Source organism: Methylophaga sp. OBS3 (assembly GCF_026319325.1).
Classification (GTDB): domain Bacteria; phylum Pseudomonadota; class Gammaproteobacteria; order Nitrosococcales; family Methylophagaceae; genus Methylophaga.
The window spans coordinates 134,349-159,497 of record NZ_JAPDMU010000004.1 but is presented as its reverse complement, the minus strand read 5'-3'; the positions used below and the strand labels follow the sequence as shown (position 1 = coordinate 159,497).

Below are 25,149 nucleotides of genomic sequence, written 5' to 3'. Positions count from 1 at the left end.
CACAACAACCTGCCATTCCTGATGGCATCAAAACAACAGAATTACTTGATCACGTCTAAGTTTGCGTGAGATTATTTATTCTATTGTGCAATTTTCAGGGAATGGCTCGATGAACTATTTTAATTCTGCTCGTGCATTGGCAATGGTTGCCGTGCTCGCTCTAATGAGTGGCTGTGCTTCCACTTATGATAATCCTCAAGATCCTTATGAGGGCTATAACCGAGCCATGTACAAGTTTAATGACACGCTGGATAAAGCGGTTCTTAAACCCGTTGCTAAAGGTTATGACACAGTTGTACCAGAACCTATCAGCTGGGGTATCAGTAATTTCTTCAGCAACCTGAATGAAATTACGGTCATCATCAACGGCTTGTTACAAGGCAAGTTTGAACAAGCAGCACATGACACTGGTCGTTTTGCTTTGAACACCACTGTCGGTGTGTTCGGTATTTTTGATGTTGCTGGTCATGCTGGTTACGCCAAGAATAACGAAGACTTTGGTCAAACACTCGGCGTTTGGGGGGCTGAACCAGGTGCCTATGTCGTATTACCTTTCTTTGGCCCTAGCACTGTTCGCGACACCTTTGGTTTAGTGGGCGATATCCTGACTGATCCTGTCACGTACGTTAACCACGATGAAACGCAAATTGCCCTAGCTGCAACACGTGTTATCGATACCCGTGCAAGCCTGCTAAAAGCCAGTAAAGTTGTCTCTGAAGCGAGTGATGACGAATATGCTTATATTCGTGATGCTTACCTACAAAGACGTCAATATTTGGTTTACGACGGTAACCCACCTAATGATGGCGATGAAGACTTCGATTTATTCGATGATATGTAAATAACATCGCATGACAAAAAAACCGGACACTGTCCGGTTTTTTTTACATCTAACTTAGGATTATTGCTGTTTCATGGTCGATAACTCGACTCGCTCAGGTATACTGCCTGTTTTGCAACTTAAGCTGGCATTTATAAAAGAATGACCTTGGAAGCTGACAAGTTAATTTCTCTCGCAACAGCCGTCATTGATACTGAAATCAATGCCGTTAATGCACTGCGAGACCGCATCGACGCCACATTTGTCAAAGCCTGCGAATACCTACTCGCTTGTGAAGGACGCATCGTTGTTATCGGTATGGGGAAGTCTGGCCATATCGGCGGTAAATTAGCTGCCACATTGGCAAGCACCGGGAGCCCTGCTTTTTTTGTTCACCCAGGTGAAGCAAGCCATGGTGATCTTGGCATGATCACAAGCAATGACGTGGTTATTGCCCTATCCAATTCTGGCGAAACCAGCGAAATCCTCACTATCCTGCCACTGATTAAACGACTGGGTGTGCCATTGATTGCCTTAACTGGTCGCCCACATTCCACGCTAGCCGAATGTGCGAGTGCGCATATTGATGTCAGTGTCGAAAAAGAAGCTTGTCCGCTTGGTTTAGCACCGACTTCTAGTACAACAGCTACGTTGGTTATGGGTGATGCTTTAGCTATTGCCTTGCTTGAGGCAAAAGGTTTTACAGCGGAAGATTTTGCTTTGTCACATCCGGGTGGCAACCTTGGTCGTCGCTTGTTATTGCATGTTCGAGACATCATGCATAAAGATGCCGCGATTCCCAAAATTCATGAGAGTGCTTTGCTCGGCGATGCTTTAATTGAAATGAGCAACAAGAGTTTGGGTATGACAGCCGTCGTTAATGATTCCGACCAACTCACCGGCATCTTTACAGATGGTGATTTACGTCGCGTTTTGTCGCAAACCGTTGATATTCGCACAGCCAAGCTCAGTGAGCATATGACGAAAAACTGTAAAACAGGTCAGCCTGATATGTTGGCAGCCGAAGCGCTTGCCTTGATGGAAAAACACAAAATCAATGGTCTGCTTATTATTAACTCAGAACAACAATTAGTTGGCGCACTCAACATGCATGATCTGCTACGCGCCGGTGTTGTTTAATTCAGGAAATTACATGCAAGACATTCACGCCCGCGCCAAACAAATTAAACTGCTCATTTTTGATGTCGATGGTGTACTCACTGATGGTCGCATTATCATTGGTGATGATGGTCAGGAATATAAAGCCTTTCATTCTCGTGATGGCCATGGCATGAAGTTATTGCAATATACCGGTGTTGAAATCGCTATCATCACGGGACGCACATCAAAAACGGTTGAGCACCGCATGAACGGTCTCAGCATCAATCATGTCTATCAAGGTCAACGAGTGAAGTTACCAGCTTTTGAAGATCTGATTGCCAAATTGAATCTCACTCCAGAACAATGCGCTTATGTTGGCGATGACTGGGTAGATTTAGCCATCATGAGTCGTGTCGGTTTAGCCATCGCAGTTCAAGATGCTGATGCACGCGTTAAACAACATGCACATTGGATGACCCCATCAGGCGGTGGTCAAGGCGCAGCTCGCGAAGTTTGCGAACTGATTATGGAAGCACAAGGAAGCTTACAGGATCAATTTGAACGCCATTTTTAATTTGTCATGGCCAATGCGACTACTGCTCATTGCAGTGGTTTTGCTAACTTTTTGGCTTTTTTTTACTGACGATAGCCCGACCTCAAAGAATGCAGGCGACCCGCTGGTTGCTCGTACCAGTGACTATGCTATGACGGACTTCACTATGACGGTGATGGATCTTAATGGTCAGCCCCAACGTGTGATTGAAGGCCGTGAAGCTGCTCATTTTCCTGAGGGTGATAGAACAGAGATTATTGATCCTATTGTCCTGCATATTGTGATGGATGATGATGACTGGATATTACAGTCAGACCGTGCCGATACATCGGGTAAAGGTGAAAACATTGTGCTAACTGGCAATGTTATTATTACCAATAAAGATGAGCCAGAAATTCAATTGCTGACCGAGTTGTTACATCTGGATACAATTAACAACACGGCATATACCGATGAACCGGTTTTAATGCGTTCGCCCAATGGTGATACCCACTCTGTCGGGCTTCATGCGGCATTAAAAGAACAAACAATAAACCTACACTCTAGGGTACGAGGACAATACAATGCGCCTGCTGCAAACTAGTCTGCTGTTATTTTGGTTACCGATTTCGGCTTGGGCGCTTCCAAGTGATCGCGAGAAACCTATCAATATTGAAGCAGATCACGCACAAATGGATGATGCGTCAGGTGTCGCACAGTACAAAGGTGATGCCATTCTGACGCAAGGTACATTGCGTATCGAAGGTGACATTATCACTTTCTACTACGATGAAAATAAAGAACTCAAAAAAGCTGTTGCGGAAGGTAAGTTAGCAACCTACAAACAAGTTCATAAACCCGGTGAAGAACCTGTCCGTGCCCGTGCATTAAGAATGGATTACTACGCTGGTGATGAAAAGATTTACCTTATCGGCCAAGGTTATGTCTGGCAAAATGGCGATGAGTTTAAAGGTAATCGCATCGAATACGATATTGCTAAAAATGTTGTATTTGCCAATTCAGCACCTGTTGAAGTAGATGGTCAAAAACAAACTAGTGGCCGTGTGCATGTAACAATTCAGCCACCGGGTCAACGCGAAAAACAACCAGCACCAGCAAACAACCCAACACCCGCTGAACCAATTTCAGCCCCAGAGCAAACAAGTGAAACTACTTATCCTAAGGGCGTAATTGAAACAGCCTTAAATGTCCGTACCGGTCCTGGAGTGCAATACGAAAAACTGTCGACTTTTGCGGCCAATACCGAAGTATTAATTCTGACCAGACAAAATGACTGGGCACAGGTGAAAGGCTTTATTAATGGCGAAGCCGTCATCGGTTGGATTAATCAGCGTTACATCAAAGAAAATTAATCTCGATATCGCTATATGAGCAAACTTTCTGCAAGCCAACTTGCCAAGCAGTTTGGCACTCGTCAGGTTGTCAAAAATATTTCACTGGAAGTGAATAGCGGTGAAATTGTTGGCCTGTTAGGGCCCAATGGTGCGGGTAAAACAACCAGCTTTTATATGATTGTTGGACTGGTACCTGTTGATCAGGGACACGTGTTTTTAGATCAACAAGAGTTAACCAACGCCCCCATCCACCAACGTGCACAATTAGGCATTGGCTATTTGCCGCAAGAAGCTTCTGTGTTTCGTAAGCTCAGTGTTGAAGACAACCTGATGGCGATCATCGAAACCCGAAAAGACTTATCGAAAGCATCACAATTGGATTTGCTCGAGCGTTTGCTTGATGATTTTCATATTGGTCATATCAGAGCATCTCTCGGTATGGCGCTATCTGGTGGTGAACGTCGACGAGTTGAAATTGCCAGAGCACTGGCAATGGAACCTAAATTCATCTTGCTTGATGAGCCATTTGCCGGCGTTGACCCCATCTCGGTATTGGATATCCAAGGCATTATCAAAGAGCTTGCCAGTCGTGGTATCGGCATTTTGATTACCGACCATAATGTCCGTGAAACGCTGAGCGTTTGCCAACGTGCCTATATCTTTAATGAAGGTGAAGTTATAGCGCGTGGTACGCCTGAAGACATCCTCAAAGACAAAAAAGTACTGAGTGTTTATTTGGGCAAAGAATTCCGCCTTTAAACAACGTAATTACTGCTAGCGCGTTCACAATACGCGGGTTAAGATGGAATCAACCTAACGAGATACGTGTTGATTCACATTATGCGTTGTTTGCTGTTTACCTTCATGTTCTACAGCAGTGTTGCCCTTGCGGAAACACCGCAGCTATTTAGCAGTAACGACTGGCTAATTATTTTATTTATTAGTATTACCCTCACCTTCTGCGGCTTACTGGCATTTTTGCTCAAACGCCATTACCAATCTCAAATTCAAGCATTAGTCTTAGAAAAAACTAATGAACTTGAAGCTGAGTTAGCCAACAGTGAACAACTTAGTCGCATGGCAAAGCGTGAAAGCGACAGACTCCAAACACTGTTGGACCATACGCTAGAAAGTGTCATTACTATTGATGCTACTGGCACCATTCAACACTTCAATCAAGCTTCTACTGAGTTATATGGCTATCAGCCAGAAGAAATTATTGGTCACAACATCACGCAACTGATGCCAGCCCAATACCGCTCTATGCATAGCCAGGGCATGGCAAAATTTTTAGAAACCAGTGAATCTAAAATAATCGGCCAAGCAGTTCAGGTTGAGGGCTTACATAAAAGTGGCCAAGTGATTCCTATTGAACTAACACTTAGTGCGTTCCAGTGGGAAGACAGTTACTTTTTTACAGGTATTGCTCGCGACATTTCTTTACGAAATGCTGAGCATCAAGCGCTAGTTGCTGCCAAAGAAGAAGCAGAAAAAGCGAATCAAGCCAAGTCTGAGTTTCTCTCATCGATGAGTCATGAACTGCGGACGCCGCTTAATGCCATATTAGGCTTTGCCCAATTGCTACAAAACGATCCAAGCGCCCCTCTCAATAATGAGCAACAAAGTAATATTGCCATCATCCAACAAAGCGGCGAACACTTACTTAAGCTCATCAATGATGTGTTGGAGTTATCAAAAATTGAGGGCGGCAATATTGAGGTTTCATTAGAGCCAGTTGATGCAACACAAGTCATCCACAGCTGTTTACCCTTACTTGAGTCGCTTGCTAATGAAAATGAAATCTATGTAGATGTTGCCCCACTGACTGAGCACTGGGTCATCGCCGACAGTACACGCCTCAAACAAGTACTCATTAATTTATTAAGTAATGCCATCAAATATAATCAACCTCGAGGTATGGTCAGTATAAGCTGTGAAGTCATTTCTGATTTGCGTCGATTACGAATTAATATTACGGATAGTGGCATTGGCATTCCAGCCGACCGACAGCCTCAACTATTTACTGCTTTCGATCGCCTGGGCAGGGAAAACTCTGGTGTTGAAGGATCTGGGGTGGGATTAGTTGTCACCGAGCGTTTGATTAAGGCGATGCACGGTGTTATTGGCTTTGATAGTAGAGAAGATGAGGGAAGCCGATTTTGGGTTGAAATCCCCTTAACAAACCGACCTGAAAACTTACCCGTTTCAAATATTAATTTATCAGATAAAGAGACGTCAAAACCGACAAACAAAGCCATCAAAAAAGTACTTTATATCGAAGATAATCCTGCCAACATAAAGCTCATGCAAGCTTATTTTCGTCGGCACCCAAATCTGGAACTACACAGTTGCAAAATGGCAGAAACAGGACTGCAAGTAATGGAATCGTTACATCCTGATTTAGTGTTAATGGATGTCAATTTACCGGGAATGAATGGCATAGAAGCCACGAAACATATTCATCAAATGCCCGAAATGCAGTCTATTCCGGTGATTGCCATTACGGCTGCCGCCATGGCATACGATCAAGAGCGTGCTGAGAATGTTTTTGATGCTTATCTCACCAAACCCCTAAATTTTGATGAGCTCGAAAAACAGCTTCATCGGCTATTATCACTCGAGACATTGTAGCTAAAGCTTACTTTTCACCCTCTTGCTTTCCCGTTACAAGACACTGTATTTGCCCTTGGTGAAGGCGAATATTTAAAGTCTGATCTATTTCCACATTTTGACTGCTAGTCACTACGCTACCTGTGACTAAGTCGGATGTAATACTGTAGCCACGATCTAGTGTATTTAACGGACTAACCGCAGCCAATGTCCGAACTTGCTGAGCCAAATTAAGCCGATGATTTTGAATACGAGCTTGCACCGTTTTATGCAGTTGATTTTGCAATAGTTGTAACTGTTGTGTTTGCTGATTGATTTGGCTTGAATGTCGCTGCAAAACACGCTGCCAAGCCGCCATTAATTGACGTTGACGCTCATCCAAACGTCGCTGTTGTCTTTCGATTTGTGCCTGAGGATGTTGCAAACGTGCAGCGAGATAATCTGTTTGCTGTTGTTTGGCCTGCAAAATACGTTGCATCGCACTATTTTTTTGCCTAATGATCCGTGCCAACAACTGTTGCTGCATGCGAATCTGCTGCTGGGGCTTCGGCAAACGTTGTGTCAAATAACGCAAATGTCGATGTTGTTGTGCCAACCATCCGGTTAATCTTAAATTTAACCGCTGTGAAAGTTGTTGCAAATGACGTTTCAATTGATTTGCATCCGGCACCGCCAGCTCTGCCGCAGCCGAGGGAGTTGGCGCTCTCACATCGGCAACAAAATCAGCAATACTAAAATCAATCTCATGGCCAACAGCACTAATGACGGGTAACTTACTGGCAAAAATTGCTCGGGCAACTCGTTCGTCATTAAATGCCCACAAATCTTCAAGTGAGCCACCACCACGACCAACAATCATCACATCACATTCATGACGTTGATTGGCTAACTTAATGGCGTCCGCTATCAAAGCAGGCGCCGTTTCACCTTGAACTGGTACGGGGTAAAGAATGATATTGGCAGCCGGGAATCTACGTTTTAAAACACTCAAAATATCGTGAACAGCGGCACCATCGGGAGATGAAACAATCCCGATTGTTTGGGGCATTAAAGGTAGTGATTTTTTATGTGCGTTATCAAATAGACCTTCTTGGCCCAGTCGATTTTTTAAGGCCTCATAAGCACGTTGTAGTGCGCCACTACCAGCAGGCTCCATATGTTCAACAATGAGTTGAAATTCACCGCGTCCTTCATACATAGTGACTTTGACGCGCAATAGCACTTGCATGCCATTTTCAGGTGTAAATCTTAGCTGCTGATTGCGACCACGAAACATTGCGCAACGAACCTGCGCTGCGGCATCTTTTAGAGTGAAATAAATATGCCCTGACCCGGGCATTGCCAGATTGGAAATTTCACCTTCAACCCATAGCAACGGAAAGCTTCCATCCAGTAACAGCCTGACTTCCTTGACTAAACGGGAAACGGGATAGATATCTTTGACGCTACGCTGAGCTAATTTTGACTGTGGATCTGATGAGACAAGTGCTGCCATAAGTCCCCAAGTTCCTGATATAATTTCTCGATCATATTACAGGAAATTCAGGAACCCACCCCATGAGAATTGCGCAAGAAGCCCTGACATTTGATGACGTGTTGTTGTTACCCGCTTACTCAAATGTTTTACCGCGTGATGTTCGCCTGACCACGCAACTAACTCGAGGCATTACCCTAAATATCCCGCTGATTTCTTCAGCAATGGATACGGTTACTGAAAGTCGTCTGGCCATCGCAATGGCGCAAGAAGGCGGTCTCGGTATTCTGCACAAAAACATGACTATCGAGCAACAGGCTGAAGAAGTTCGTCGCGTCAAAAAGTTTGAAAGTGGTGTTGTTCGTGATCCAATTACCGTAAGCCCAAGTGCGACCATTGGCGAAGTTGTTGAACTAACCCGTTCACACAATATCTCTGGTGTTCCAGTTGTTGATGGTGATGACCTAGTTGGTATCGTTACTAGCCGTGACCTGCGCTTTGAAACGCATTACGAACAACCTGTTTCGTCAATCATGACGGGTAAAGATAAACTGGTCACCGTTGGTGAAGATGCAACTCGTGAAGAGGTATTGCATTTACTACACGCTAACCGTATCGAGAAAGTATTAGTCGTCGACGATAACTTCCACCTGCAAGGCATGATCACGGTTAAAGACATCCAGAAACAAACGGATAATCCTTTAGCCTCAAAAGATGCACAGGAACGTTTACGCGTTGGTGCAGCTGTTGGTATTGGTGCTGAAAGCCAAACACGTGTTCAAGCATTAGCTGCTGCAGGCGTCGATGTTATCGTGGTTGATACCGCTCACGGTCACTCACAAGGCGTGCTAGATATGGTTCGCTGGGTTAAACAAGCCTTCCCTGAACTCGAAGTTATTGGCGGTAATATCGCCACTGCTGCGGCTGCTAAAGCTTTGGTTGAAGCTGGCGCTGACGCAGTTAAAGTGGGTATCGGCCCTGGTTCAATTTGTACTACACGTATTGTCGCTGGTGTCGGTGTACCACAGATTTCTGCTATCAGTAACGTCGCTGCAGCGCTTGAAGGTACTGGCGTACCCGTCATTGCAGATGGTGGTGTCCGTTTCTCTGGTGATATTTCAAAAGCCATTGTTGCCGGTGCCCACTGCATCATGGTTGGCGGCATGTTTGCTGGTACTGAAGAAGCACCAGGCGAAGTTGAGCTTTATCAAGGCCGTGCTTACAAAGCCTACCGTGGTATGGGTTCATTAGGTGCCATGCAACAAAAACAAGGTTCAAGCGATCGTTACTTCCAAGAATCTAGTGAAGCTGACAAATTGGTACCAGAAGGTATTGAAGGCCGTGTGCCATTCAAAGGTAATTTGAGTCCATTAATCCATCAATTGATGGGTGGCTTACGTGCCAGTATGGGCTACACCGGTAGTGCAACGATTGAAGAAATGCGGACTAAACCAGAGTTTGTACGGGTTACGGCTGCTGGCATGAGCGAAAGCCACGTTCATGACGTTACCATCACTAAAGAAGCACCTAACTACCGTATTAGCTAAGACTTGTTTCGGCTCCGCAAGGAGCCGTTTTTATTGTTTGTAAGAGAGCGCTATGAGCAGCAATATTCACGACCACCGCATTCTGATCCTAGATTTTGGTTCGCAGTACACACAATTAATCGCCCGCCGTATTCGCGAAGCTGGTGTTTACTGTGAACTGCGTGATCCAGAAATATCAGAAGCCGAGATTCGTGAGTTTGATCCTAAAGGTATTATCTTATCTGGTGGCCCTGATTCCACAACTGGCGAAGCAGCACCAGTTGCCCCACAATGCGTTTTTGAAATGAGTTTGCCGGTATTAGGTATTTGTTACGGCATGCAAACCATGACAGCTCAATTGGGCGGTAAAGTTGAAAACTCAGACCACCATGAATATGGCTATGCGCAAGTAAGAGCGCGCGGCCACAGTAACCTGCTAAAAGATATTGAAGATCATGTCACCGAAGAAGGTTTTGGCATGTTAGATGTCTGGATGAGTCATGGTGACCGTGTTGTCGATATGCCGGAAGGCTTTAAGTTGATGGCTTCAACAGACTCATGCCCTGTTGCGGGTATCGCTAATGAAGACATGCGTTTCTATGGCGTTCAGTTCCATCCAGAAGTCACCCATACACGCCAAGGTCAGCGAATTATCGAACGTTTTGTTCACGAAATTTGTGGTTGTTCAGCAGATTGGACGCCAGGCAATATCGCTGAAGATGCCATTAATACTATTCGTGAAAAAGTCGGCACTGATGAAGTCATCTTAGGCCTGTCAGGTGGTGTTGACTCATCGGTAGTTGCGGCCCTGTTACATAAAGCGATCGGTGAACAGTTAACCTGCGTCTTTGTTGATAACGGTTTGCTCCGTTACCAAGAAGGCGATCAAGTCATGGCGACGTTTGCTGAACACATGGGCGTTAAAGTTATCCGTGTTGATGCTGAGCAACGTTTCTTGGACGCGCTTGCTGGTGAAAACGATCCAGAGAAAAAACGCAAAATCATTGGTAATTTATTTGTTGATATCTTCGAAGAAGAGTCTAACAAACTAAGTTCAGCTAAATGGTTAGCACAAGGCACCATTTACCCAGATGTTATCGAGTCTGCAGGTTCAAAAACCGGTAAAGCGCACGTCATCAAGTCACACCACAATGTGGGTGGTCTGCCTGATTACATGAAGCTAGAACTGCTTGAGCCGCTACGTGAGCTTTTCAAAGATGAAGTTCGCAAACTAGGTGTTGAGCTCGGCTTACCGCATGACATGGTCTATCGTCATCCATTCCCAGGTCCTGGTCTTGGCGTTCGTATTTTGGGTGAAGTCAAAAAAGAATACGCTGACGTTCTGCGTTTAGCCGATAACATCTTTATTGAAGAATTACGCAAGCACGACCTCTATAACAAAACCTCTCAGGCATTTACCGTATTCCTGCCGGTTAAATCAGTAGGTGTTACTGGTGACGGCCGTCGTTATGAATGGGTGGTTGCTTTACGCGCAGTCGAAACTATCGACTTTATGACCGCTCGTTGGGCACATTTGCCATATGACTTCCTTGATCATGTTTGTCGTCGTATCGTGAATGAAGTGACCGGCATCTCTCGTGTTGTTTATGACATCACCGGTAAACCACCAGGTACCATTGAATGGGAATAAGCAGTAAACACCTATTAGTGTATGGGGAAGTCCAAGGCGTTGGTTACCGCGCAGCAACTGAACAGCAAGCCAAAGCACTGCAATTACAGGGCTGGGTCAGAAACCTGCCAGATGGTCGAGTAGAGATCCTTGCTCAAGGCGAAGATACTGCCTTGCAAAATTTACAAAATTGGACAGAACAAGGTCCAGAGCATGCTGCTGTCAGCAAAGTTATCGCTCAACCGGTTGCGATGAATAGTAACCTGACCGGATTTGAGATTCGCTAAAGCAACGGAGCAGAAGATGGCGCAAAAATTTAATAGTCAGGGTTTCTTACTGAGATTTATCTTTGCGTTATTGCTGGTATTTGTCACCTACAATCCAAGTGGTTTGAGCTATTACCACTGGGCTAGCGAGATTTTCTCTCGTGCAGACTTATCTGTCAGCCCACCATTCGCCCTGATTAGTGTCATTTTGCTGATTGGTTGGACAATCTACCTTCGTGCGACTTTACGTTCATTAGGTGGCTTCGGTCTAATCCTCGCATTTACCTTTTTTGCCATCATCATCTGGTGGCTGGTTGACCTTGGTTTATTAGGTATCGACCGCTTCTCTGTTTTAACTTATATCGTCTTATTTTTAACCTCTGCAGTACTTGCGGTTGGCATGTCTTGGTCACATATTCGTCGTCGTTTGTCGGGTCAAACTGACGTCGATGACGTCGATGAGTAACTATCACCAGAATTTTTTGGCTTAATTTCTTCTGGATTCTGAGACTACTCACTGCCAAAAATAGCTGCTACTATTCAGCTCCGCTTTACAATTCTGGTTATAAATTTCATGACACATAAAATTAAAACATGGGTAAGCCATTGTTTGGCTATAGCCCAGGATATCGGCTTGATCATTGTAGCGATTGCAACGTTAGTAGCTGTGGGTATTGAAATCAACTTTATGATTGATAACGGCACCGTATTACTAACTGACTTATTGTTACTGTTTATTTACCTTGAAGTACTGACCATGGTGGCGGTGTATTACGAGTCAGGCGAACTGCCTATTAAGATACCGCTTTACATCGGTATTGTTGCCTTAGCACGCTACTTGATTCTAGATATGAAGAATATCGATACGTGGCGGATTTTGGGTATTTCTTCAGCGATCTTGCTGCTGGGTTTATCAATCATCGTGATCCATTATTGCAAAACCAATTTAATTGATAAAAAAGCGGACAAACACGCTGAATAGTTAAGGTTGTTTTTCGGCTAATACCTTACCGTGAACAAGCTCAGTAAGCGTTAAGGTATTCTCCTTAAAAGATGACCACGGGCCAGCGACGTCGAACATAGCAAACGTCGCTGGCCACATTAATTCAGGGGAAAGTGAAAATTGGTTCAACTGCTCCCCCGCCATCTCTAATAACAACTCACCAATTCCTGGGTTGTGCCCCACCAGAATCAAACAATAAACCGTATCAGGCACTTCCCTAATGGCTTGTTCAAGATACTCAGCTTCAGCAAGATACAAACCTTCAGTAACACGATTTAAAGGCTTCCGCTGACCAATTCTTAAACGAACAATATCAGCTGTCTGGAGCGTTCTTCTTGCCGCAGACACTAACCAATAATTGGGTTGTATGCCCTGTCCCCTCAACCAATCCCCCACAAGCCTAGATTGCTTTTCTCCTGTCGTGGTTAATGGACGCTCAAAGTCATCAAATTCTGATAACCACGTGGCTTTACCATGACGGAGCAATATTAGCTTTCTACTGTCAGTCATCTCTCGCTGAAATTCCTTAATAAAAAAGGGCGCCGAAGCGCCCTAAAACTTATTTCAGACAATCAGACATCATATGTTGATGCTGATACGTCTCCACCTCGACCAGTCCAGTTAGTATGGAAAAATTCACCACGTGGTTTATCAAGACGCTCATATGTGTGGGCACCAAAGAAGTCACGTTGTGCTTGCAATAAGTTTGCTGGCAAACGTTCACTACGATAGCCATCATAAAATGATAATGCACTGCTAAAGGTCGGCACAGGAACGCCGAGGCTAATCGCCAAACCAACTGCTTTACGCCAGCCTGGTAAGGCATCGGTAATCGCTTCAACGAAGAAGTCATCTAGCAGCAGATTTTCAAGCTCAGGATCTCGTGCAAAGGCATCACGAATATTGCCCAAGAATCGGCTACGGATAATACAACCACCACGCCACATTAAAGCAATACCACCGTAATTTAGCTCCCAGCCATAAGTAGCGGCAGCCTCACGCATCAACATATAACCTTGTGCGTAAGAGATAATTTTTGACGCGTATAGAGCATCACGAATAGCATCGACCATTTCTTGGGTATTGCCATCGAATTTATTCGCTAGCGCAGGTAGTTTTTTCGATGCGGTAACGCGCTCATCTTTACGAGCTGACAAGCAACGTGCAAATACGGCTTCACCAATCAGAGTTAATGGAATGCCTAAGTCTAGGGCATTCATACCCGTCCACTTGCCGGTGCCTTTTTGCCCTGCAGTATCAAGAATATTGTCGATCAGTAAATTACCGTCTGCTGATTTAACCTTCAGAATGTCGCGGGTAATTTCAATCAGATATGAATCCAGTACGCCTTCATTCCATTCAGCAAACACTTGCTGAATGTCATCACCTGACATTCCAAGACCTTCACGCATCATTTGGTAGGCTTCGCAGATAAGCTGCATATCACCATATTCAATGCCGTTATGAACCATTTTGACGTAGTGACCCGCACCGTCATTACCAACCCAATCACAGCAAGGCTCATCATCAACACTCGCAGCAATTGCCTGAAAAATCGGTTTAACCGCCGGCCAAGCTGCATGGTTACCGCCAGGCATTAATGATGGTCCAAAACGCGCACCCTCTTCACCACCAGAGACACCACTGCCGATAAACAAAATGCCTTTTTTATGAAGCTCGTGGGTACGACGGTCACTATCATTAAACAGTGAATTACCACCATCAATAATGATGTCGCCTTTATCCAAATACGGTACAAGCTGCTCAATAAATTGATCAACAACTGGACCGGCTTTTACCATCAACATGACACGACGTGGAGGTTTTAACGACTCAACAAAAGGTTTGAGATCACGAAAGCCTAGAATATTAGTGCCTTTGGCTGGCCCCTCCATAAAATCATCGACTTTACTTGCTGTTCGGTTATAAACCGAAACGGTAAAGCCATGATCATTCATGTTAAGCACTAAATTCTGGCCCATTACGGCCAAGCCAACCAAACCGATATCGGCCTGCTTCTTTTCGATCGCTGTCATGATTCTTTATACACCTTTATATATTCACCAGTCGCTTCACGGGATGACCCCACGACAATTCGACAAGAACCGGCGTTATCACACTCAACAGCACCGGCGACTTCTATCATTTCACCCTTAAACGCTTGTCCCACATAGGTATGCGTAAAACAAATCACTTCCGGTGTACGCGGATGATCGATTAAGTAACGCGCAGGGAAGTCGAAGGCATATTGATCATCAATCACTTGGGCTTTAGTGACTTGACTGCCTCTTTTCATAAAATGTCGATGTTCTACTTCAAGCTCATCACTTAAGCAGACCATACCAATATCGAATTTGCTGCCATCAATGACAGCTTTGTTATATTTTCTCTGTTCATGCCAGGCAAAAGTCCCGAAATCCAGGCTGCTACTGCGGCGTTGGAAATTATCCTGCATCAAGATTTCATCAAGTGGCTGCAACTTGTCAGCATCGATAGCTTTTTTAACCGCCTCTCTCACATCATGAAATGCTTTTCGGCCATACACCACCAAATCAATATCTGAATCATTGCGCTGCTGACTTATCAGCATCGAGCCAGTAATACCTAAATGTTGAAGTTCAACACCTGATTCTGTGAGGATATTGACTAACTGATGCAGCTTTTCAGTCAGCAGGTCTGCAGGCTCTACATCCAAGAGCTTTTGTAGTTTATTTTCAGGTTGGTGGTGAACAAGAATAGCTTGGGCTGGTACGGCATGAAATGCGGCATCAAATTGTCCAGAGTGGTAGATATATTGTGGGTAGTGACGCGTTAGTAATCGGTTGGCAGCATCAGTATCAATTTTCTGCCAACGACCATCGGTCTTAACATAACGCAGGAAAGCACCTACTTTATTATCGTGGGGATGATACGAGATAACAGCGAAGATCAGACCTTCTGCTGTCTCAATAAAATCTTTGGGTAGAAATGGAAAATCAGCAGTGCGCAAGGTTTCCTCCTGAATACTCCTGCATCATGCCACAGTCTCCTTAATGTGACTTGCCTAGTATTCCAAAGATACCCCGCAATGCAAGGACTAACAACACTATCAGCCAAATATCTAGTAACCAGGGTCCAAGATAGCCCAACAAATCACCGTTATGCATATCTCGTAAAATCTGACCGACAGACACACCATCACCATAAAGCTGCACTTCCATTGCTTTTCGACTTGCAGCTGGCATGGTTTCAGGTTGACTCCAACTGACGCCTTGTAAAGACATAAGCTCCCAACGGTCTAAGAGGAAATTGCCTCGCCACATGCCATTACGCGTTTGAAGAACAGGCTCATTATAGTGAACACCAATATTTTGGATTTCAGGTGGAATTCCAGCAGCTGCACCTAATGTATCAATATATTCTCCATCCTTACTGATAAGAATGAGCGCATCATCGGTAGCTAAAGCCAGAATATGTTCTAAGGCAACGGCACCAATAAGCGGTCTTGGCAAACTCATTAATGGCTTGGCATTGATATACAACTGCTGCTCAACGGCAACAATCACATGCCCCTCAAGAATAAAGGCTTGGTCACTTTGCAATTCGCCGATCTGGTAATGTTTTTTCAGCCAAGTTGAGCTGACTTTCATTTTATCTAAACCTAGTGTTTTTTCATGATTCAGCAAAATAGCTGAGCCAAGCCAAAACAGCACGGCTATTGCAATCAATACTTGCAGTAGTCTTACCAGCAAACGATTCGCTAACAATCTCATAAAGCCCTTACTAAACAAACATCCTAAATTTGCCCTGCAATCTTACCGGATCCAGGCATAAAAAAAGGGGAGCAAGCTCCCCTTTTTTCAAACATTTAATATCTTTTTATTAAAAGTCGACAATGACACCGGCATAAACTGTGCGTTCAATGTTTGGACGCGCACCAAATGGCTGACGAGCAATGATTTCCTGACGATCGAATACATTTTCAACTTTAACAAATACTTCTGGACCACCAGAAAATTGATAGCGGCTAATGAGATCCATCGTAAATAGTGCGTCAGTCCGGTCAAAGCGACTATTAGTATCGTTACAACCGATAGAAACACAGGTTTCGTCGATATATTTAGCAACAGCATAGTTATTCCAACCACTGCTATGCTCTAGACCAATACGAGCACTGAAAATATTTTCTGGGATATTTTGCAGATCCTGTCCACTAACATACTCATCACCAGAGGTTGTTTCAGCATCAGTGTAGGTATAAGACAAATCAACAGGGATCAGGAAGTTACCGGCTGTAAATAATGTACCAACTTGCAGCTCAAGACCTTTGACTTTGGCACCACCAACACTGAATGAACCTGAGTCATTACCATTGCTGCATGGTGAGGCAACTGAACATTGTTCGACAAAGTTACTGAAGTCCGAATAGAAGCCAATCGCTTCACTATAGAAAACGCCCTGTTGGAAACGAAGACCAAGCTCGTAGTTATCACTTAAGCCTGGCTTATCACCATCAGTTGAGCCAGCGCTTAATGGAATCATACCTTCGTGATAACCAGCCAAAACTTGCCAGTTATCAGTCAGATCATAGGTTGCTGAAATACCCGGCAAGAACTCACGATAATCATTATCAATTCGGCTACCCTCAACAACTTCTGAACGGCTTGGATCTGTGTAGCGACGTTCTTTTGTTTCAACATCTTCCATTCGCAACGAAGCACTTAATAATAAACGCTCGGTAACTTGGAAGTTATCCGTAATCCACATACTCAATGCCTGAGCTTCTTCAAGACGGTTGTCACCACCACTGACAGTGCTGGCATTTGTGCCTTGGTAAACTAACTGACCATTAATTTGATCATAGGTATCAACAGGTTGAAAACGATCAGTTTCATCAAAATGCTGACGCACACCAAAGTTAAAGTCATGCGCACCAACTAACCAATTGAAATTTAATTGGGCACCGTATGAATCATATTCGCGGTTATTATTTTTGTACTGGAGACCTGCGTAATCTTGAGTGCCATCTAAAACTGCCTGCGCATTGGCATCGCCATTGTTAGCTGCATCAATTAAGTTACCCGTGTTGTTAAACTTAAACCAGTTTCTATTAAACTCGTTGTGATACAAAGTCACATTTGAACTGAAGCTATCACTCCACTTGAATGTATGACTTAGATTTACACCGGTGTGGTCATTATCCATGTTGTCGATAGATGTCAGACCATAACGACGATTTTCATCACGGCGAAAGTCTGCATCAGTCAAACCAGCATAAGTTTCATTTGAATCTTCAAAAGAACGCTGAAACTTAAACAACACTTTGTTACGCTCATCTTCCCAAGATAACTTACCGACATAATCTTGGATTTCGAAACCAGAATCTCGACCACTACGATCAATATCTTTGAAGCCTTCGTTATTGCGCTGAACCGTTTCTAGTAAATAACCAAAACCGCCTTCTTTACCACCATAATAGGCATGCGTATCAAATGAACCTTCATCACTGAGCATAAACATAGCTCGACCACTGTGATGATCTGGAATTGGTGTAGAAACTAAGTTAACAACACCACCAACCGTTTGAGGCCCATAACGAAGTAACGGTGCACCTTTAAGAATATCAATAGAGTGCATACGCATTGCGGTCGGGAAGTAATATGCTGCAGGATTCGAATAGGGTGCTGGCGCAATCAAAACACCATCTTCCATCAAGGTGATATTTGAACTACGCTCTGGCGCAGCAGCACGAATACCGATATTAGGACGTAAACCTAAGCCATCCTCTTCCATGATGTAAACACCAGGAACGGTTTTCATTACCTGATTAATATCGGTTGTTGCTTCTGTTGTTAACTGTTCGTTACCAACATAATAAGCTGAGCCAGGCAGGCTTCTGGCTGCCTCGCCACTACCTATTACAGTCACAGAATCAAGAGCTTGGACATCATTAGCACTAACTGAGAAAGCAACACTGCTGAGTGTAACAGCTGCCATAGCTGCAACAAGTTTCTTTTGGATCATGGTTTCGCCTGCCGGAATAAGACAAAAAAAGCATATTCTAAATAATAATCGTTATCACTACAATCTAGATTGTTAAATTACGTTAACCGTTTTACATCATCACCCGCATGCCCTGCATGCCAGACTCACGTTGGCGCATTGAAAACATCGCTTTGCTGATATCAATGGCATAGTTGGCAAATTGTTGCTCCGTCATACGCAGTGTTAATGCGCCCATGTTTAAATGCACCATCTGACAGTCTGGACAATACTGCACATCGCAGCCTGGCGAGCTAAAAATGGTCTCTGGCTGGCAAGTATTATTCTGTTCCATAAAAACACCTCTTCAGATTAAATCGCTTACATCGCAATGGGCCAAATGCCCACGATGAAGTTGGTAACTAAGCCACCAGCGTTTTGCTAATGACTCCCATAATTGTTGTTTAAGCGGATGCTCATCCTGTTCGGTCAGTAATCGATAATTACGCGCAATCTGTAATGCCAGACAGGCACTAGCTTGTTGGCGATAATGATTTTCTAGCTGGGCATTTGCACTCAGTAATAGCTGTGCAGCCCAATTATCTTGATTGGTTGATGTCATCATTACTTTTTCATGCGACTAGCCGCAGCGGCTAACAACATGCTCCATACACTGTGTTTGGAAGAAGAATCGAGACAATTGAAATCTGCGGCGTGCAATTTACCCTGACGGATCAGCATTTCCAGCCGGTCTTGGCTAAATGCCAGGTGAATTACCTGGCTGTGAGAAGTCGGTTTGTTGAACTGCATCGGGCGTCACCTCAACGGTCAGCAATCAGCTGAGATGCAGTATAGTAATTACTTAATCTAAATGCAAATCATTTTCATTTAGAAATGAAGATATAGAAGGAAGATGCTAAGAGTTAAGGCGAATATGAGCCTGTGCCGTAATAGCCATAACCACGAAATGGCGCATCGTGTTTAGGATTATATGGATACAGACGATCACCATACTTGTCTGGCCACACTTGACTATCAGTCATGTTCACAACGGGAATAGGCAAGGATTTTTGATCGATCTGTCGTGTAATCACATCCTCAATCGTACCAACAACGGTTACTAAAACACCTTCTTGGTAAATTAACGGATCCAAAAAGTTTTTCGTTGTGACCACAAATCGACCGACACTTCGGCCTGTGGTTATGGGATTACCATATCGTGTCAGTGGAAATTGGACTAAGGTCAGCTCAGATTGCTGTTCAAGGTTGCGTACTTCAGCAACCATGCCACCCCAGCGAATTTGCTGGCCAACATAGCTATCCGGCGCACTGATTACCTGTGTTAACTGAATATCGGGTGTTGGTGAGTGATGAATAGACGTTGTATTAACAGTACAGCCCGACAATACCGCCAACATCAGCAATAACATGAATCTCATCGCGACTCCCCTTATTTGGTGACGTTAATGATGATTAACGATTTTTCTTTTGCTTACGTAGTGCTTTCTTTTCGGCCTTTTCTGCACGAATTTGTTCCAATTCCACTAACTCTGTTTCCATCATTTGTGGTGTTTCCAGCGTAATTGGCGCTAATTTACCAGCTCGCAGTTCGGTCAATAAAATTTTACTAATACGTTCTAAGTCCGGCATACCGCCAGCACGCAAACAACCGCGTTTAACCGCAAGTGTTTCTAAAAGCGCTGTTTCATTCTCAGGCAAGGTATCTAGGTTAAAGCGTTGTTGCAGTGCTTCTGGATATTGTTTTAATAAATAAGCTGCTGCGTAGAGGGCAATATCTTCATTCTCAAATGCAGTTTCTTTAATCGCACCAGATACTGCCAAACGATAACCAGTACCAGGATTTTCAAGGTTGCCCCATAACACCCCCGGGGTATCGTGAAGCACCATGACATTGTCGATTTTAATACGTTGCTGCATTTTGGTAATGGCTGGCTCGTTACCTGTTTTGGCAATTTGGCGCTCTGCCAGCGTATTAATTAATGTGGATTTACCTACATTCGGTATACCCATAATCATTGCCTGAATTTTTCTAACGCTACTAGTCACATCGGGCAGCATTTCCGTGACCAACTGTAAAATTACCTGACGGCAGTCGTGTTGCTGTGCACTAATTGCCAGTGTTTTCACACCTTGCTCTTGTTCAAGGTATTGCTGCCAAGTAGCCGTCATTTCTGGATCAGCCAAATCCGTTTTATTCAGCAGTTTGATGCAAGGTTTATCACCACGCAGCTTACTTAGCATGGGGTTGGCACTGCTAAACGGAATACGCGCATCAAGGACTTCGATAACTAAATCGATTTCCGGAAGCTTCTTTTTAATTTCCAGCCCGGCTTTATGCATATGTCCGGGAAACCACTGAATTGCCATGCCTAAACCTGTAATACGTAAATCATGGTTTATTATACGGTGCTGGCAGTAATTAGCTTAAATACTGGCTGATATCAACGTCATCAATTTGCTCGGGTGGCAAAAATCGTTTTGCGTATTGTAAGTAGACACCACTTCTCAAGAACAACTCAAACACATCACGATCAACATGCTCGCGTTGAACCATCTTATATAAGATGTCCACCGCCACACTGACAGGCTTAGCTTTTTTATATGGGCGATCTGCTGCTGTTAAAGCCTCAAAAACATCCGCCAGCACCATAATCCGCTCAGGAATCGACAAGTCATCTTTAGTCAAACCACGCGGATAGCCTGTCCCGATCATCGTTTCATGATGGGTTGAAGCATAGCGTGGAACGCGCGAAAGCTCTGGCGGGAACGGTAAATTCTCAAGCATCTTGATGGTACTGATAATATGCTCGTTGATCTTGAACCGGTCTTCTGGCGTTAATGTTCCCGCACGAACCGTTAAGTTATGGAGCTCACCTAGGTTATAACGATACTCAGGCACCTGCATGGTGATCCCTAATGCAGGATCGAACTCGATACTATGTTCATGAGCAATCAAGTGCTCAGGCCGATCAATTAATAATTGCTCGGTTGCCGGCAGACTTGCCGCTGGCGTGTCAAAGCTGTCTTCCTCTAACGGCGACAAACCTAAACGATCATCAAAATGGCGTATCCAAGTGATTGATGCCAGAGATTTCAAACGCTCAATGGCTTCATCACTCATCGACTCGGTACCGACATTACTTTGTGCAACAAAGGCAAAATCGGCTTGTAACTGTTGCTGTTTAGCATCACGCTCAGCGAGAAATTCTTGTTGTTTTTCTGGCATCTCGGCACAGCGCTCCAGATACGTAATCTCAGCATCACGCCAAAGCACTTCAAAGCGCATTCGGACTTCATGAATACGGTTATAAATGGTTTCTAGCTTGGTGCCTTTATCAACGATATGTTCTGGCGTGGTAATTTTGCCGCAGTCGTGTAACCAAGCCCCGATACGAAACTCTCGCCATTCCGTTTCGTCTCTAAATCGGAAGCTATTAAACGGACCATCGTGATTTTGCTCGGCTTTTTCAGCAAGCATAAAAGCAAGCTCTGGTACCCGAGCACAATGTCCTGCGGTGTATGGGGATTTATCGTCGATCGCTTGTGCGATAAGCTCGATAAACGCTTCCATTAAAGACTCTTGAGATTTCTCATGTTCCTCAATGGAATGAGACATCGCCATCATTGATGTCGCCAAATCACTGACTTCAACAATGCTACTTCTAACCTGCTCTACCTCACTAAATCGACGTTGTTTGATTCGCTCACTATCCAGCGCAAGGTTACGCACAGCATGGACGATCGGTGATGCAAACAACCAACTCACTGGAAGCAATAACAATAAGATAGATGCCGTCACCCAGATCGATTGTTGTACTTTTTCTAATGCCGGCGCCAATACATTTGCAACGGGAGTAATGATAGTAAAAAACTCTGTTTCATCAGCGCTGTCGGTCATCGGCTGAATGTAAACAAAATGTTCTTCACCATTCAGCGTCATCGTCTGCAGCGTGGTATGGGTTTGCAGATTAGCTTCATCTAATAATTCAGCATAAGGCACTGCACCGGCATTCAAACCACTGCCATCAGCAGCGAGCCACTTTTCCGCCAGAGCCTGCCGTTGGGTATCCCCTAAATTTTCTAATGCTAAATTGAAAACCTCAGCTAACCCCGGTTTATCTTTATTAATTAAAAAGTGTAATGCTGTTGGCAAATTTACAGACGATAAATCAATATCGGTATGAACAACCAAATCACCAAAGAAATATTGTTCCGCGGTGTATTGCAAAATGGCAGTACTGTCCATCGCCGCATCAGCATGACCATTCCTAACGGCCAACATAGCCTCTCTCACGGAAGGCACTTCGATAACGGTAATCTCTGGGAAATTCTCACGAACATTTTCAATTAACGACCAGCCCTCAGGAATAGCCACGGTTTTACCCGTTAAATCATTGAGACTACTCGCCTGAATATTTTGCTGGGTCACCAGTCCATAAGATAAATCAAGGAAAGGTTCTGTCATTTCGCCTAGTGCCCGTCGGTATGGATTGTCATATACCGGCTGAATCACATCTAACTCACCACTGACAAACATCGCGGCCATTTCTCGCCAAGTCAGACCATTCAAAAACCGTAACTCTAACCCGGTCATTTCCGCGATGTACTCAAGGGTGTCTATCGCATAGCCATAGGGTTGACCAGCTACAGCGAAGTTAACCGGCGGCCAGTTGGTTTCGTTTGAAACTAATAAATATTTATTCCTTTCGACAATGGCTTGCTGAGCATCGCTTAACGTCAAAGGTTCTGCTGCTGGCAAACCATTTCGGTCTACGACATTTTGATTTGAGGCAATGATTTCGCCACTTTTTTGATAAAGATAAATCTCACTTTCATCCCCTAAATCTTGGGTTTTGAAAAAGTCTGACAACGACGCTAAAGCAATATCAACCGCTAAGACAGAGTTTGTACCGGGAATGACTGTTGAATAGGTTTGGCCTGGCGCCTGAATATGTTGAAAAAGGTATGGCTCCGTTTTAAAAACTTCATGTTCTTTGGCATTGGTAAACCATGGTCGGTTTGAGGCGTTATAGTCAGTTGGATGTTGCCGACTGTTTCGTAAATTAAAGTCCGCATCATAATAATCAAACCTACGCATGCGGTCTGCGCCGCTTCCGTAAATAGAAATCGTCACCCACCGGTCGTTTTCTTTAGCCCGCAACTGTTGCCGCAGATTTTCATTTGCCTCTAAATTTACTAGTTCATAAAAATCGCCATCTCGATGTCCTATGTACATGGCATAAAACATCGTGTTTCTTTGCATGATCTCAGAAAATAAAACACGTGTAGCATCCGGTACTTTCTTACCAGAAACTAAGTTTGGAAATTGGGCAACGATTCGGGTTGTGGCAGACGCACGGCTATCAACTGCCGCAATATAATCACGGGTACTCGTTGCTGTTTGTTGATAGACAGCAGCGGTTGATTCGGTGGCTAAAGTCTTACTAAAAAAGTACTGAAGTCCAATTGCAACCGAGGCGATCAGTAAACTTGAAATCAAAAAACCGGCAATGACGGTGGCACGGATTGAAATCCTAAATCCTCGCCCTTTAACTGGAATTGCCATGCCGCCCTCGCCTGTTGGTGAATTTCATTGATTAAACCGCGTTTGCTTGTGCAATACAATCTTGACCTAGTTCACAAATTCGTTGTCTCTTGCTATGGCTGACTCCAGCTAAACATTTCTTTGTCGGCAACATTAATTGTCAGACCTCAACCCGGTATAATGAACCTTTAATAACGCCATCGATGGCTGGCTTTTAAAAGCATTTCTTTCCAATTCATTTTAAAGGTACAGGCATCCGATGCGAGCCAGAATCAAACACTACGCTATTTTTATGTTGGGATGGCTGAGTGTTGTCGTCGCATTTATCGCTGCACTACTTCCGGTTCTGCCAGCCACACCATTTTTGATTTTAGCCGTTGCCTGTTTTGCTGAAACCTCTCCACGTTTCCACGCTATGCTCATTAATAATCGTTGGATTGGTCCGCCGTTAAAACAATGGGATCAAACTAAAACGGTTCGTAAACGCACCAAATATCAGGCAGTCGCCATGCTAGCCATGGCATTCAGTTTGTCTATTGGTTTGTTGTGGGGCAAGTGGATTTACCAGTTAGTCTTACTATCAATTGCTGCAGTCATGATAGGCTTTGTGCTCAAACTGGATGTTGCCGAACCTAAATATGACGATTAAACAACTCATGCAAGCGCGGCATAGTTGCCGTGCTTTTCTCGATAAAGCAGTTTCAATACAAGATATTCAAGACCTTTTGGATACTGCCAGACTGGCTCCCTCTGGCGCCAATACACAGCCATGGCAAGTTGCTATTGTTCAGGGAGAAACCAAACAACGTTTAACCGATGCAATGGTTTTCGCGTTTAAACAAGGCCAGCAATCTCAACCAGATTATGCCTACTATCCAACTGAGTGGCGCGCGCCTTATATTGATAGACGTCGAACCTGTGGTTTACAACTTTATCGTAGTTTAAAAATTGAGCGTGGTGATAAAGAAGCCCAGCAAGCCCAATGGGCAGCAAACTATCGTGCCTTTGATGCACCGGTCATGTTGTTGTTTTTCCTTGAAGCCCCAATGCAGACAGGCTCTTATTTGGATCTTGGGTTATTTATACAAACCTTGATGTTAGCCGCCGCTGAAAAAGGCTTAGCAACCTGCCCGCAAGCAGCGCTTGCAGAATATCCAGAGATTGTGAAATCCACATTAGATTACCCTACCGACAACCAATTGGTCTGTGGACTGGCATTGGGTTATGAAGATACCAATGCACCAGTGAATCAATACCGAACTGAGCGTGTTGATATCGATACTTTTGCTCGGTTCTTTACCTAAA

Annotated in this window: 26 protein-coding genes; 14 read left to right on the top strand and 12 right to left on the bottom strand. The window is 44.2% G+C overall.

Going from position 1 to position 25,149, the window contains the following annotated elements:
• The first annotated feature begins 109 nt into the window (after nucleotides 1-109).
• The 7 genes from OMP94_RS09765 to OMP94_RS09735 all read left to right on the top strand — a co-directional run bounded on the left by OMP94_RS09765 (nucleotide 110) and on the right by OMP94_RS09735 (nucleotide 6,439).
• The gene (locus tag OMP94_RS09765; RefSeq protein ID WP_266278105.1) at nucleotides 110-841 is read left to right on the top strand and encodes a VacJ family lipoprotein; all 732 of its coding nucleotides are present in this window, start codon (nucleotides 110-112) and stop codon (nucleotides 839-841) included.
• Between the two features lie 141 nt (nucleotides 842-982).
• The gene (locus OMP94_RS09760) at nucleotides 983-1,960 is read left to right on the top strand and encodes a KpsF/GutQ family sugar-phosphate isomerase (protein WP_266278104.1); all 978 of its coding nucleotides are present in this window, start codon (nucleotides 983-985) and stop codon (nucleotides 1,958-1,960) included.
• Between the two features lie 13 nt (nucleotides 1,961-1,973).
• A complete protein-coding gene (gene kdsC / locus OMP94_RS09755) occupies nucleotides 1,974-2,495 on the top strand; it encodes a 3-deoxy-manno-octulosonate-8-phosphatase KdsC (protein WP_266278103.1) in 522 nt (173 codons plus the stop codon).
• Nucleotides 2,479-3,057, top strand: a complete 579-nt coding sequence (lptC, locus tag OMP94_RS09750) for an LPS export ABC transporter periplasmic protein LptC (RefSeq protein WP_266278102.1) — start codon at nucleotides 2,479-2,481, stop codon at nucleotides 3,055-3,057. Before kdsC ends, lptC begins: the two co-directional genes overlap by 17 nt.
• On the top strand, nucleotides 3,038-3,826 hold the full coding sequence (gene lptA, locus OMP94_RS09745) for a lipopolysaccharide transport periplasmic protein LptA (protein WP_266278101.1): 789 nt from the start codon (nucleotides 3,038-3,040) through the stop codon (nucleotides 3,824-3,826). Before lptC ends, lptA begins: the two co-directional genes overlap by 20 nt.
• A 15-nt stretch (nucleotides 3,827-3,841) precedes the next feature.
• Nucleotides 3,842-4,567, top strand: a complete 726-nt coding sequence (lptB, locus tag OMP94_RS09740) for an LPS export ABC transporter ATP-binding protein (protein ID WP_266278100.1) — start codon at nucleotides 3,842-3,844, stop codon at nucleotides 4,565-4,567.
• Nucleotides 4,568-4,633: 66 nt separating this feature from the next.
• The gene (locus OMP94_RS09735; protein ID WP_266278099.1) at nucleotides 4,634-6,439 is read left to right on the top strand and encodes an ATP-binding protein; all 1,806 of its coding nucleotides are present in this window, start codon (nucleotides 4,634-4,636) and stop codon (nucleotides 6,437-6,439) included.
• 7 nt (nucleotides 6,440-6,446) lie between these two features.
• On the opposite strand, the gene xseA is transcribed toward OMP94_RS09735, so the two are convergent.
• A complete protein-coding gene (xseA, locus tag OMP94_RS09730) occupies nucleotides 6,447-7,913 on the bottom strand; it encodes an exodeoxyribonuclease VII large subunit (RefSeq protein ID WP_266278098.1) in 1,467 nt (488 codons plus the stop codon).
• A gap of 62 nt (nucleotides 7,914-7,975) precedes the next feature.
• Between xseA and guaB the strand changes: the two genes are divergently transcribed.
• From guaB to OMP94_RS09705, 5 genes are all read left to right on the top strand, one after another.
• Nucleotides 7,976-9,439, top strand: coding sequence for an IMP dehydrogenase (gene guaB, locus OMP94_RS09725; RefSeq protein WP_266278097.1), 1,464 nt, complete (start codon nucleotides 7,976-7,978; stop codon nucleotides 9,437-9,439).
• A gap of 52 nt (nucleotides 9,440-9,491) precedes the next feature.
• Nucleotides 9,492-11,069 (top strand): glutamine-hydrolyzing GMP synthase, encoded by a 1,578-nt coding sequence (gene guaA / locus OMP94_RS09720; RefSeq protein WP_266278096.1) that lies wholly within the window; start codon nucleotides 9,492-9,494, stop codon nucleotides 11,067-11,069.
• The gene (locus OMP94_RS09715; protein ID WP_266278095.1) at nucleotides 11,060-11,335 is read left to right on the top strand and encodes an acylphosphatase; all 276 of its coding nucleotides are present in this window, start codon (nucleotides 11,060-11,062) and stop codon (nucleotides 11,333-11,335) included. Before guaA ends, OMP94_RS09715 begins: the two co-directional genes overlap by 10 nt.
• 16 nt (nucleotides 11,336-11,351) lie before the next feature.
• Nucleotides 11,352-11,780, top strand: a complete 429-nt coding sequence (locus OMP94_RS09710) for a DUF6524 family protein (protein ID WP_266278094.1) — start codon at nucleotides 11,352-11,354, stop codon at nucleotides 11,778-11,780.
• A 108-nt stretch (nucleotides 11,781-11,888) separates the two neighbouring features.
• A complete protein-coding gene (locus OMP94_RS09705) occupies nucleotides 11,889-12,296 on the top strand; it encodes a phosphate-starvation-inducible PsiE family protein (RefSeq protein WP_266278093.1) in 408 nt (135 codons plus the stop codon).
• On the opposite strand, the gene OMP94_RS09700 is transcribed toward OMP94_RS09705, so the two are convergent.
• From OMP94_RS09700 to OMP94_RS09650, 11 genes are all read right to left on the bottom strand, one after another.
• On the bottom strand, nucleotides 12,297-12,827 hold the full coding sequence (locus OMP94_RS09700; protein ID WP_266278092.1) for a SixA phosphatase family protein: 531 nt from the start codon (nucleotides 12,825-12,827) through the stop codon (nucleotides 12,297-12,299).
• A gap of 62 nt (nucleotides 12,828-12,889) precedes the next feature.
• Nucleotides 12,890-14,353 carry a decarboxylating NADP(+)-dependent phosphogluconate dehydrogenase gene (gnd, locus tag OMP94_RS09695; RefSeq protein WP_266278091.1) on the bottom strand — a complete coding sequence of 488 codons (1,464 nt, stop codon included), beginning with the start codon at nucleotides 14,351-14,353 and terminating at the stop codon, nucleotides 12,890-12,892.
• Nucleotides 14,350-15,306 (bottom strand): hypothetical protein, encoded by a 957-nt coding sequence (locus tag OMP94_RS09690; protein WP_266278090.1) that lies wholly within the window; start codon nucleotides 15,304-15,306, stop codon nucleotides 14,350-14,352. Before OMP94_RS09690 ends, gnd begins: the two co-directional genes overlap by 4 nt.
• Before the next feature lie 40 nt (nucleotides 15,307-15,346).
• Nucleotides 15,347-16,069: a peptidase gene (locus OMP94_RS09685; RefSeq protein WP_266278089.1), complete on the bottom strand. Its 723-nt coding sequence runs from the start codon at nucleotides 16,067-16,069 to the stop codon at nucleotides 15,347-15,349.
• A gap of 109 nt (nucleotides 16,070-16,178) precedes the next feature.
• The gene (locus tag OMP94_RS09680) at nucleotides 16,179-18,320 is read right to left on the bottom strand and encodes a TonB-dependent receptor family protein (protein WP_266278088.1); all 2,142 of its coding nucleotides are present in this window, start codon (nucleotides 18,318-18,320) and stop codon (nucleotides 16,179-16,181) included.
• Nucleotides 18,321-18,411: 91 nt separating this feature from the next.
• Entirely contained in the window at nucleotides 18,412-18,633 is a 222-nt protein-coding gene (locus tag OMP94_RS09675) for a hypothetical protein (protein ID WP_266278087.1), read from the bottom strand.
• Nucleotides 18,634-18,645: 12 nt separating this feature from the next.
• On the bottom strand, nucleotides 18,646-18,903 hold the full coding sequence (locus OMP94_RS09670) for a hypothetical protein (RefSeq protein WP_266278086.1): 258 nt from the start codon (nucleotides 18,901-18,903) through the stop codon (nucleotides 18,646-18,648).
• Nucleotides 18,903-19,088 (bottom strand): hypothetical protein, encoded by a 186-nt coding sequence (locus OMP94_RS09665; RefSeq protein ID WP_266278085.1) that lies wholly within the window; start codon nucleotides 19,086-19,088, stop codon nucleotides 18,903-18,905. Before OMP94_RS09665 ends, OMP94_RS09670 begins: the two co-directional genes overlap by 1 nt.
• Nucleotides 19,089-19,201: 113 nt before the next feature.
• Nucleotides 19,202-19,717 carry a Slp family lipoprotein gene (locus OMP94_RS09660; protein WP_266278084.1) on the bottom strand — a complete coding sequence of 172 codons (516 nt, stop codon included), beginning with the start codon at nucleotides 19,715-19,717 and terminating at the stop codon, nucleotides 19,202-19,204.
• A 34-nt stretch (nucleotides 19,718-19,751) separates the two neighbouring features.
• Nucleotides 19,752-20,666: a ribosome biogenesis GTPase YlqF gene (gene ylqF / locus OMP94_RS09655; RefSeq protein ID WP_266278083.1), complete on the bottom strand. Its 915-nt coding sequence runs from the start codon at nucleotides 20,664-20,666 to the stop codon at nucleotides 19,752-19,754.
• Between the two features lie 52 nt (nucleotides 20,667-20,718).
• Complete coding sequence (locus OMP94_RS09650; protein WP_266278082.1) at nucleotides 20,719-23,865, bottom strand: HD domain-containing phosphohydrolase; 3,147 nt, start codon at nucleotides 23,863-23,865, stop codon at nucleotides 20,719-20,721.
• 238 nt (nucleotides 23,866-24,103) lie between these two features.
• Here OMP94_RS09650 and OMP94_RS09645 point away from each other — a divergent pair, with 238 nt between their 5' ends.
• Both OMP94_RS09645 and OMP94_RS09640 read left to right on the top strand, forming a co-directional pair.
• Complete coding sequence (locus OMP94_RS09645; protein ID WP_266278081.1) at nucleotides 24,104-24,493, top strand: YbaN family protein; 390 nt, start codon at nucleotides 24,104-24,106, stop codon at nucleotides 24,491-24,493.
• On the top strand, nucleotides 24,483-25,148 hold the full coding sequence (locus OMP94_RS09640) for a nitroreductase (protein WP_266278080.1): 666 nt from the start codon (nucleotides 24,483-24,485) through the stop codon (nucleotides 25,146-25,148). Before OMP94_RS09645 ends, OMP94_RS09640 begins: the two co-directional genes overlap by 11 nt.
• Nucleotide 25,149 lies beyond the last annotated feature (1 nt).

Excerpts from the sequence above, each read along its gene's own strand:
- OMP94_RS09765 (WP_266278105.1), top strand. The coding sequence starts at position 110 with ATGAACTATTTTAATTCTGCTCGTGCATTGGCAATGGTTGCCGTGCTC.
- OMP94_RS09760 (WP_266278104.1), top strand. The coding sequence starts at position 983 with ATGACCTTGGAAGCTGACAAGTTAATTTCTCTCGCAACAGCCGTCATT.
- kdsC (WP_266278103.1), top strand. The coding sequence starts at position 1,974 with ATGCAAGACATTCACGCCCGCGCCAAACAAATTAAACTGCTCATTTTT.
- lptA (WP_266278101.1), top strand. The coding sequence starts at position 3,038 with ATGCGCCTGCTGCAAACTAGTCTGCTGTTATTTTGGTTACCGATTTCG.
- lptB (WP_266278100.1), top strand. The coding sequence starts at position 3,842 with ATGAGCAAACTTTCTGCAAGCCAACTTGCCAAGCAGTTTGGCACTCGT.
- xseA (WP_266278098.1), bottom strand. The coding sequence starts at position 7,913 with ATGGCAGCACTTGTCTCATCAGATCCACAGTCAAAATTAGCTCAGCGT.
- guaB (WP_266278097.1), top strand. The coding sequence starts at position 7,976 with ATGAGAATTGCGCAAGAAGCCCTGACATTTGATGACGTGTTGTTGTTA.
- guaA (WP_266278096.1), top strand. The coding sequence starts at position 9,492 with ATGAGCAGCAATATTCACGACCACCGCATTCTGATCCTAGATTTTGGT.
- OMP94_RS09715 (WP_266278095.1), top strand. The coding sequence starts at position 11,060 with ATGGGAATAAGCAGTAAACACCTATTAGTGTATGGGGAAGTCCAAGGC.
- OMP94_RS09710 (WP_266278094.1), top strand. The coding sequence starts at position 11,352 with ATGGCGCAAAAATTTAATAGTCAGGGTTTCTTACTGAGATTTATCTTT.
- OMP94_RS09705 (WP_266278093.1), top strand. The coding sequence starts at position 11,889 with ATGACACATAAAATTAAAACATGGGTAAGCCATTGTTTGGCTATAGCC.
- OMP94_RS09700 (WP_266278092.1), bottom strand. The coding sequence starts at position 12,827 with ATGACTGACAGTAGAAAGCTAATATTGCTCCGTCATGGTAAAGCCACG.
- gnd (WP_266278091.1), bottom strand. The coding sequence starts at position 14,353 with ATGACAGCGATCGAAAAGAAGCAGGCCGATATCGGTTTGGTTGGCTTG.
- OMP94_RS09685 (WP_266278089.1), bottom strand. The coding sequence starts at position 16,069 with ATGAGATTGTTAGCGAATCGTTTGCTGGTAAGACTACTGCAAGTATTG.
- OMP94_RS09680 (WP_266278088.1), bottom strand. The coding sequence starts at position 18,320 with ATGATCCAAAAGAAACTTGTTGCAGCTATGGCAGCTGTTACACTCAGC.
- OMP94_RS09675 (WP_266278087.1), bottom strand. The coding sequence starts at position 18,633 with ATGGAACAGAATAATACTTGCCAGCCAGAGACCATTTTTAGCTCGCCA.
- OMP94_RS09670 (WP_266278086.1), bottom strand. The coding sequence starts at position 18,903 with ATGATGACATCAACCAATCAAGATAATTGGGCTGCACAGCTATTACTG.
- OMP94_RS09665 (WP_266278085.1), bottom strand. The coding sequence starts at position 19,088 with ATGCAGTTCAACAAACCGACTTCTCACAGCCAGGTAATTCACCTGGCA.
- OMP94_RS09660 (WP_266278084.1), bottom strand. The coding sequence starts at position 19,717 with ATGAGATTCATGTTATTGCTGATGTTGGCGGTATTGTCGGGCTGTACT.
- ylqF (WP_266278083.1), bottom strand. The coding sequence starts at position 20,666 with ATGGCAATTCAGTGGTTTCCCGGACATATGCATAAAGCCGGGCTGGAA.
- OMP94_RS09650 (WP_266278082.1), bottom strand. The coding sequence starts at position 23,865 with ATGGCAATTCCAGTTAAAGGGCGAGGATTTAGGATTTCAATCCGTGCC.
- OMP94_RS09645 (WP_266278081.1), top strand. The coding sequence starts at position 24,104 with ATGCGAGCCAGAATCAAACACTACGCTATTTTTATGTTGGGATGGCTG.
- OMP94_RS09640 (WP_266278080.1), top strand. The coding sequence starts at position 24,483 with ATGACGATTAAACAACTCATGCAAGCGCGGCATAGTTGCCGTGCTTTT.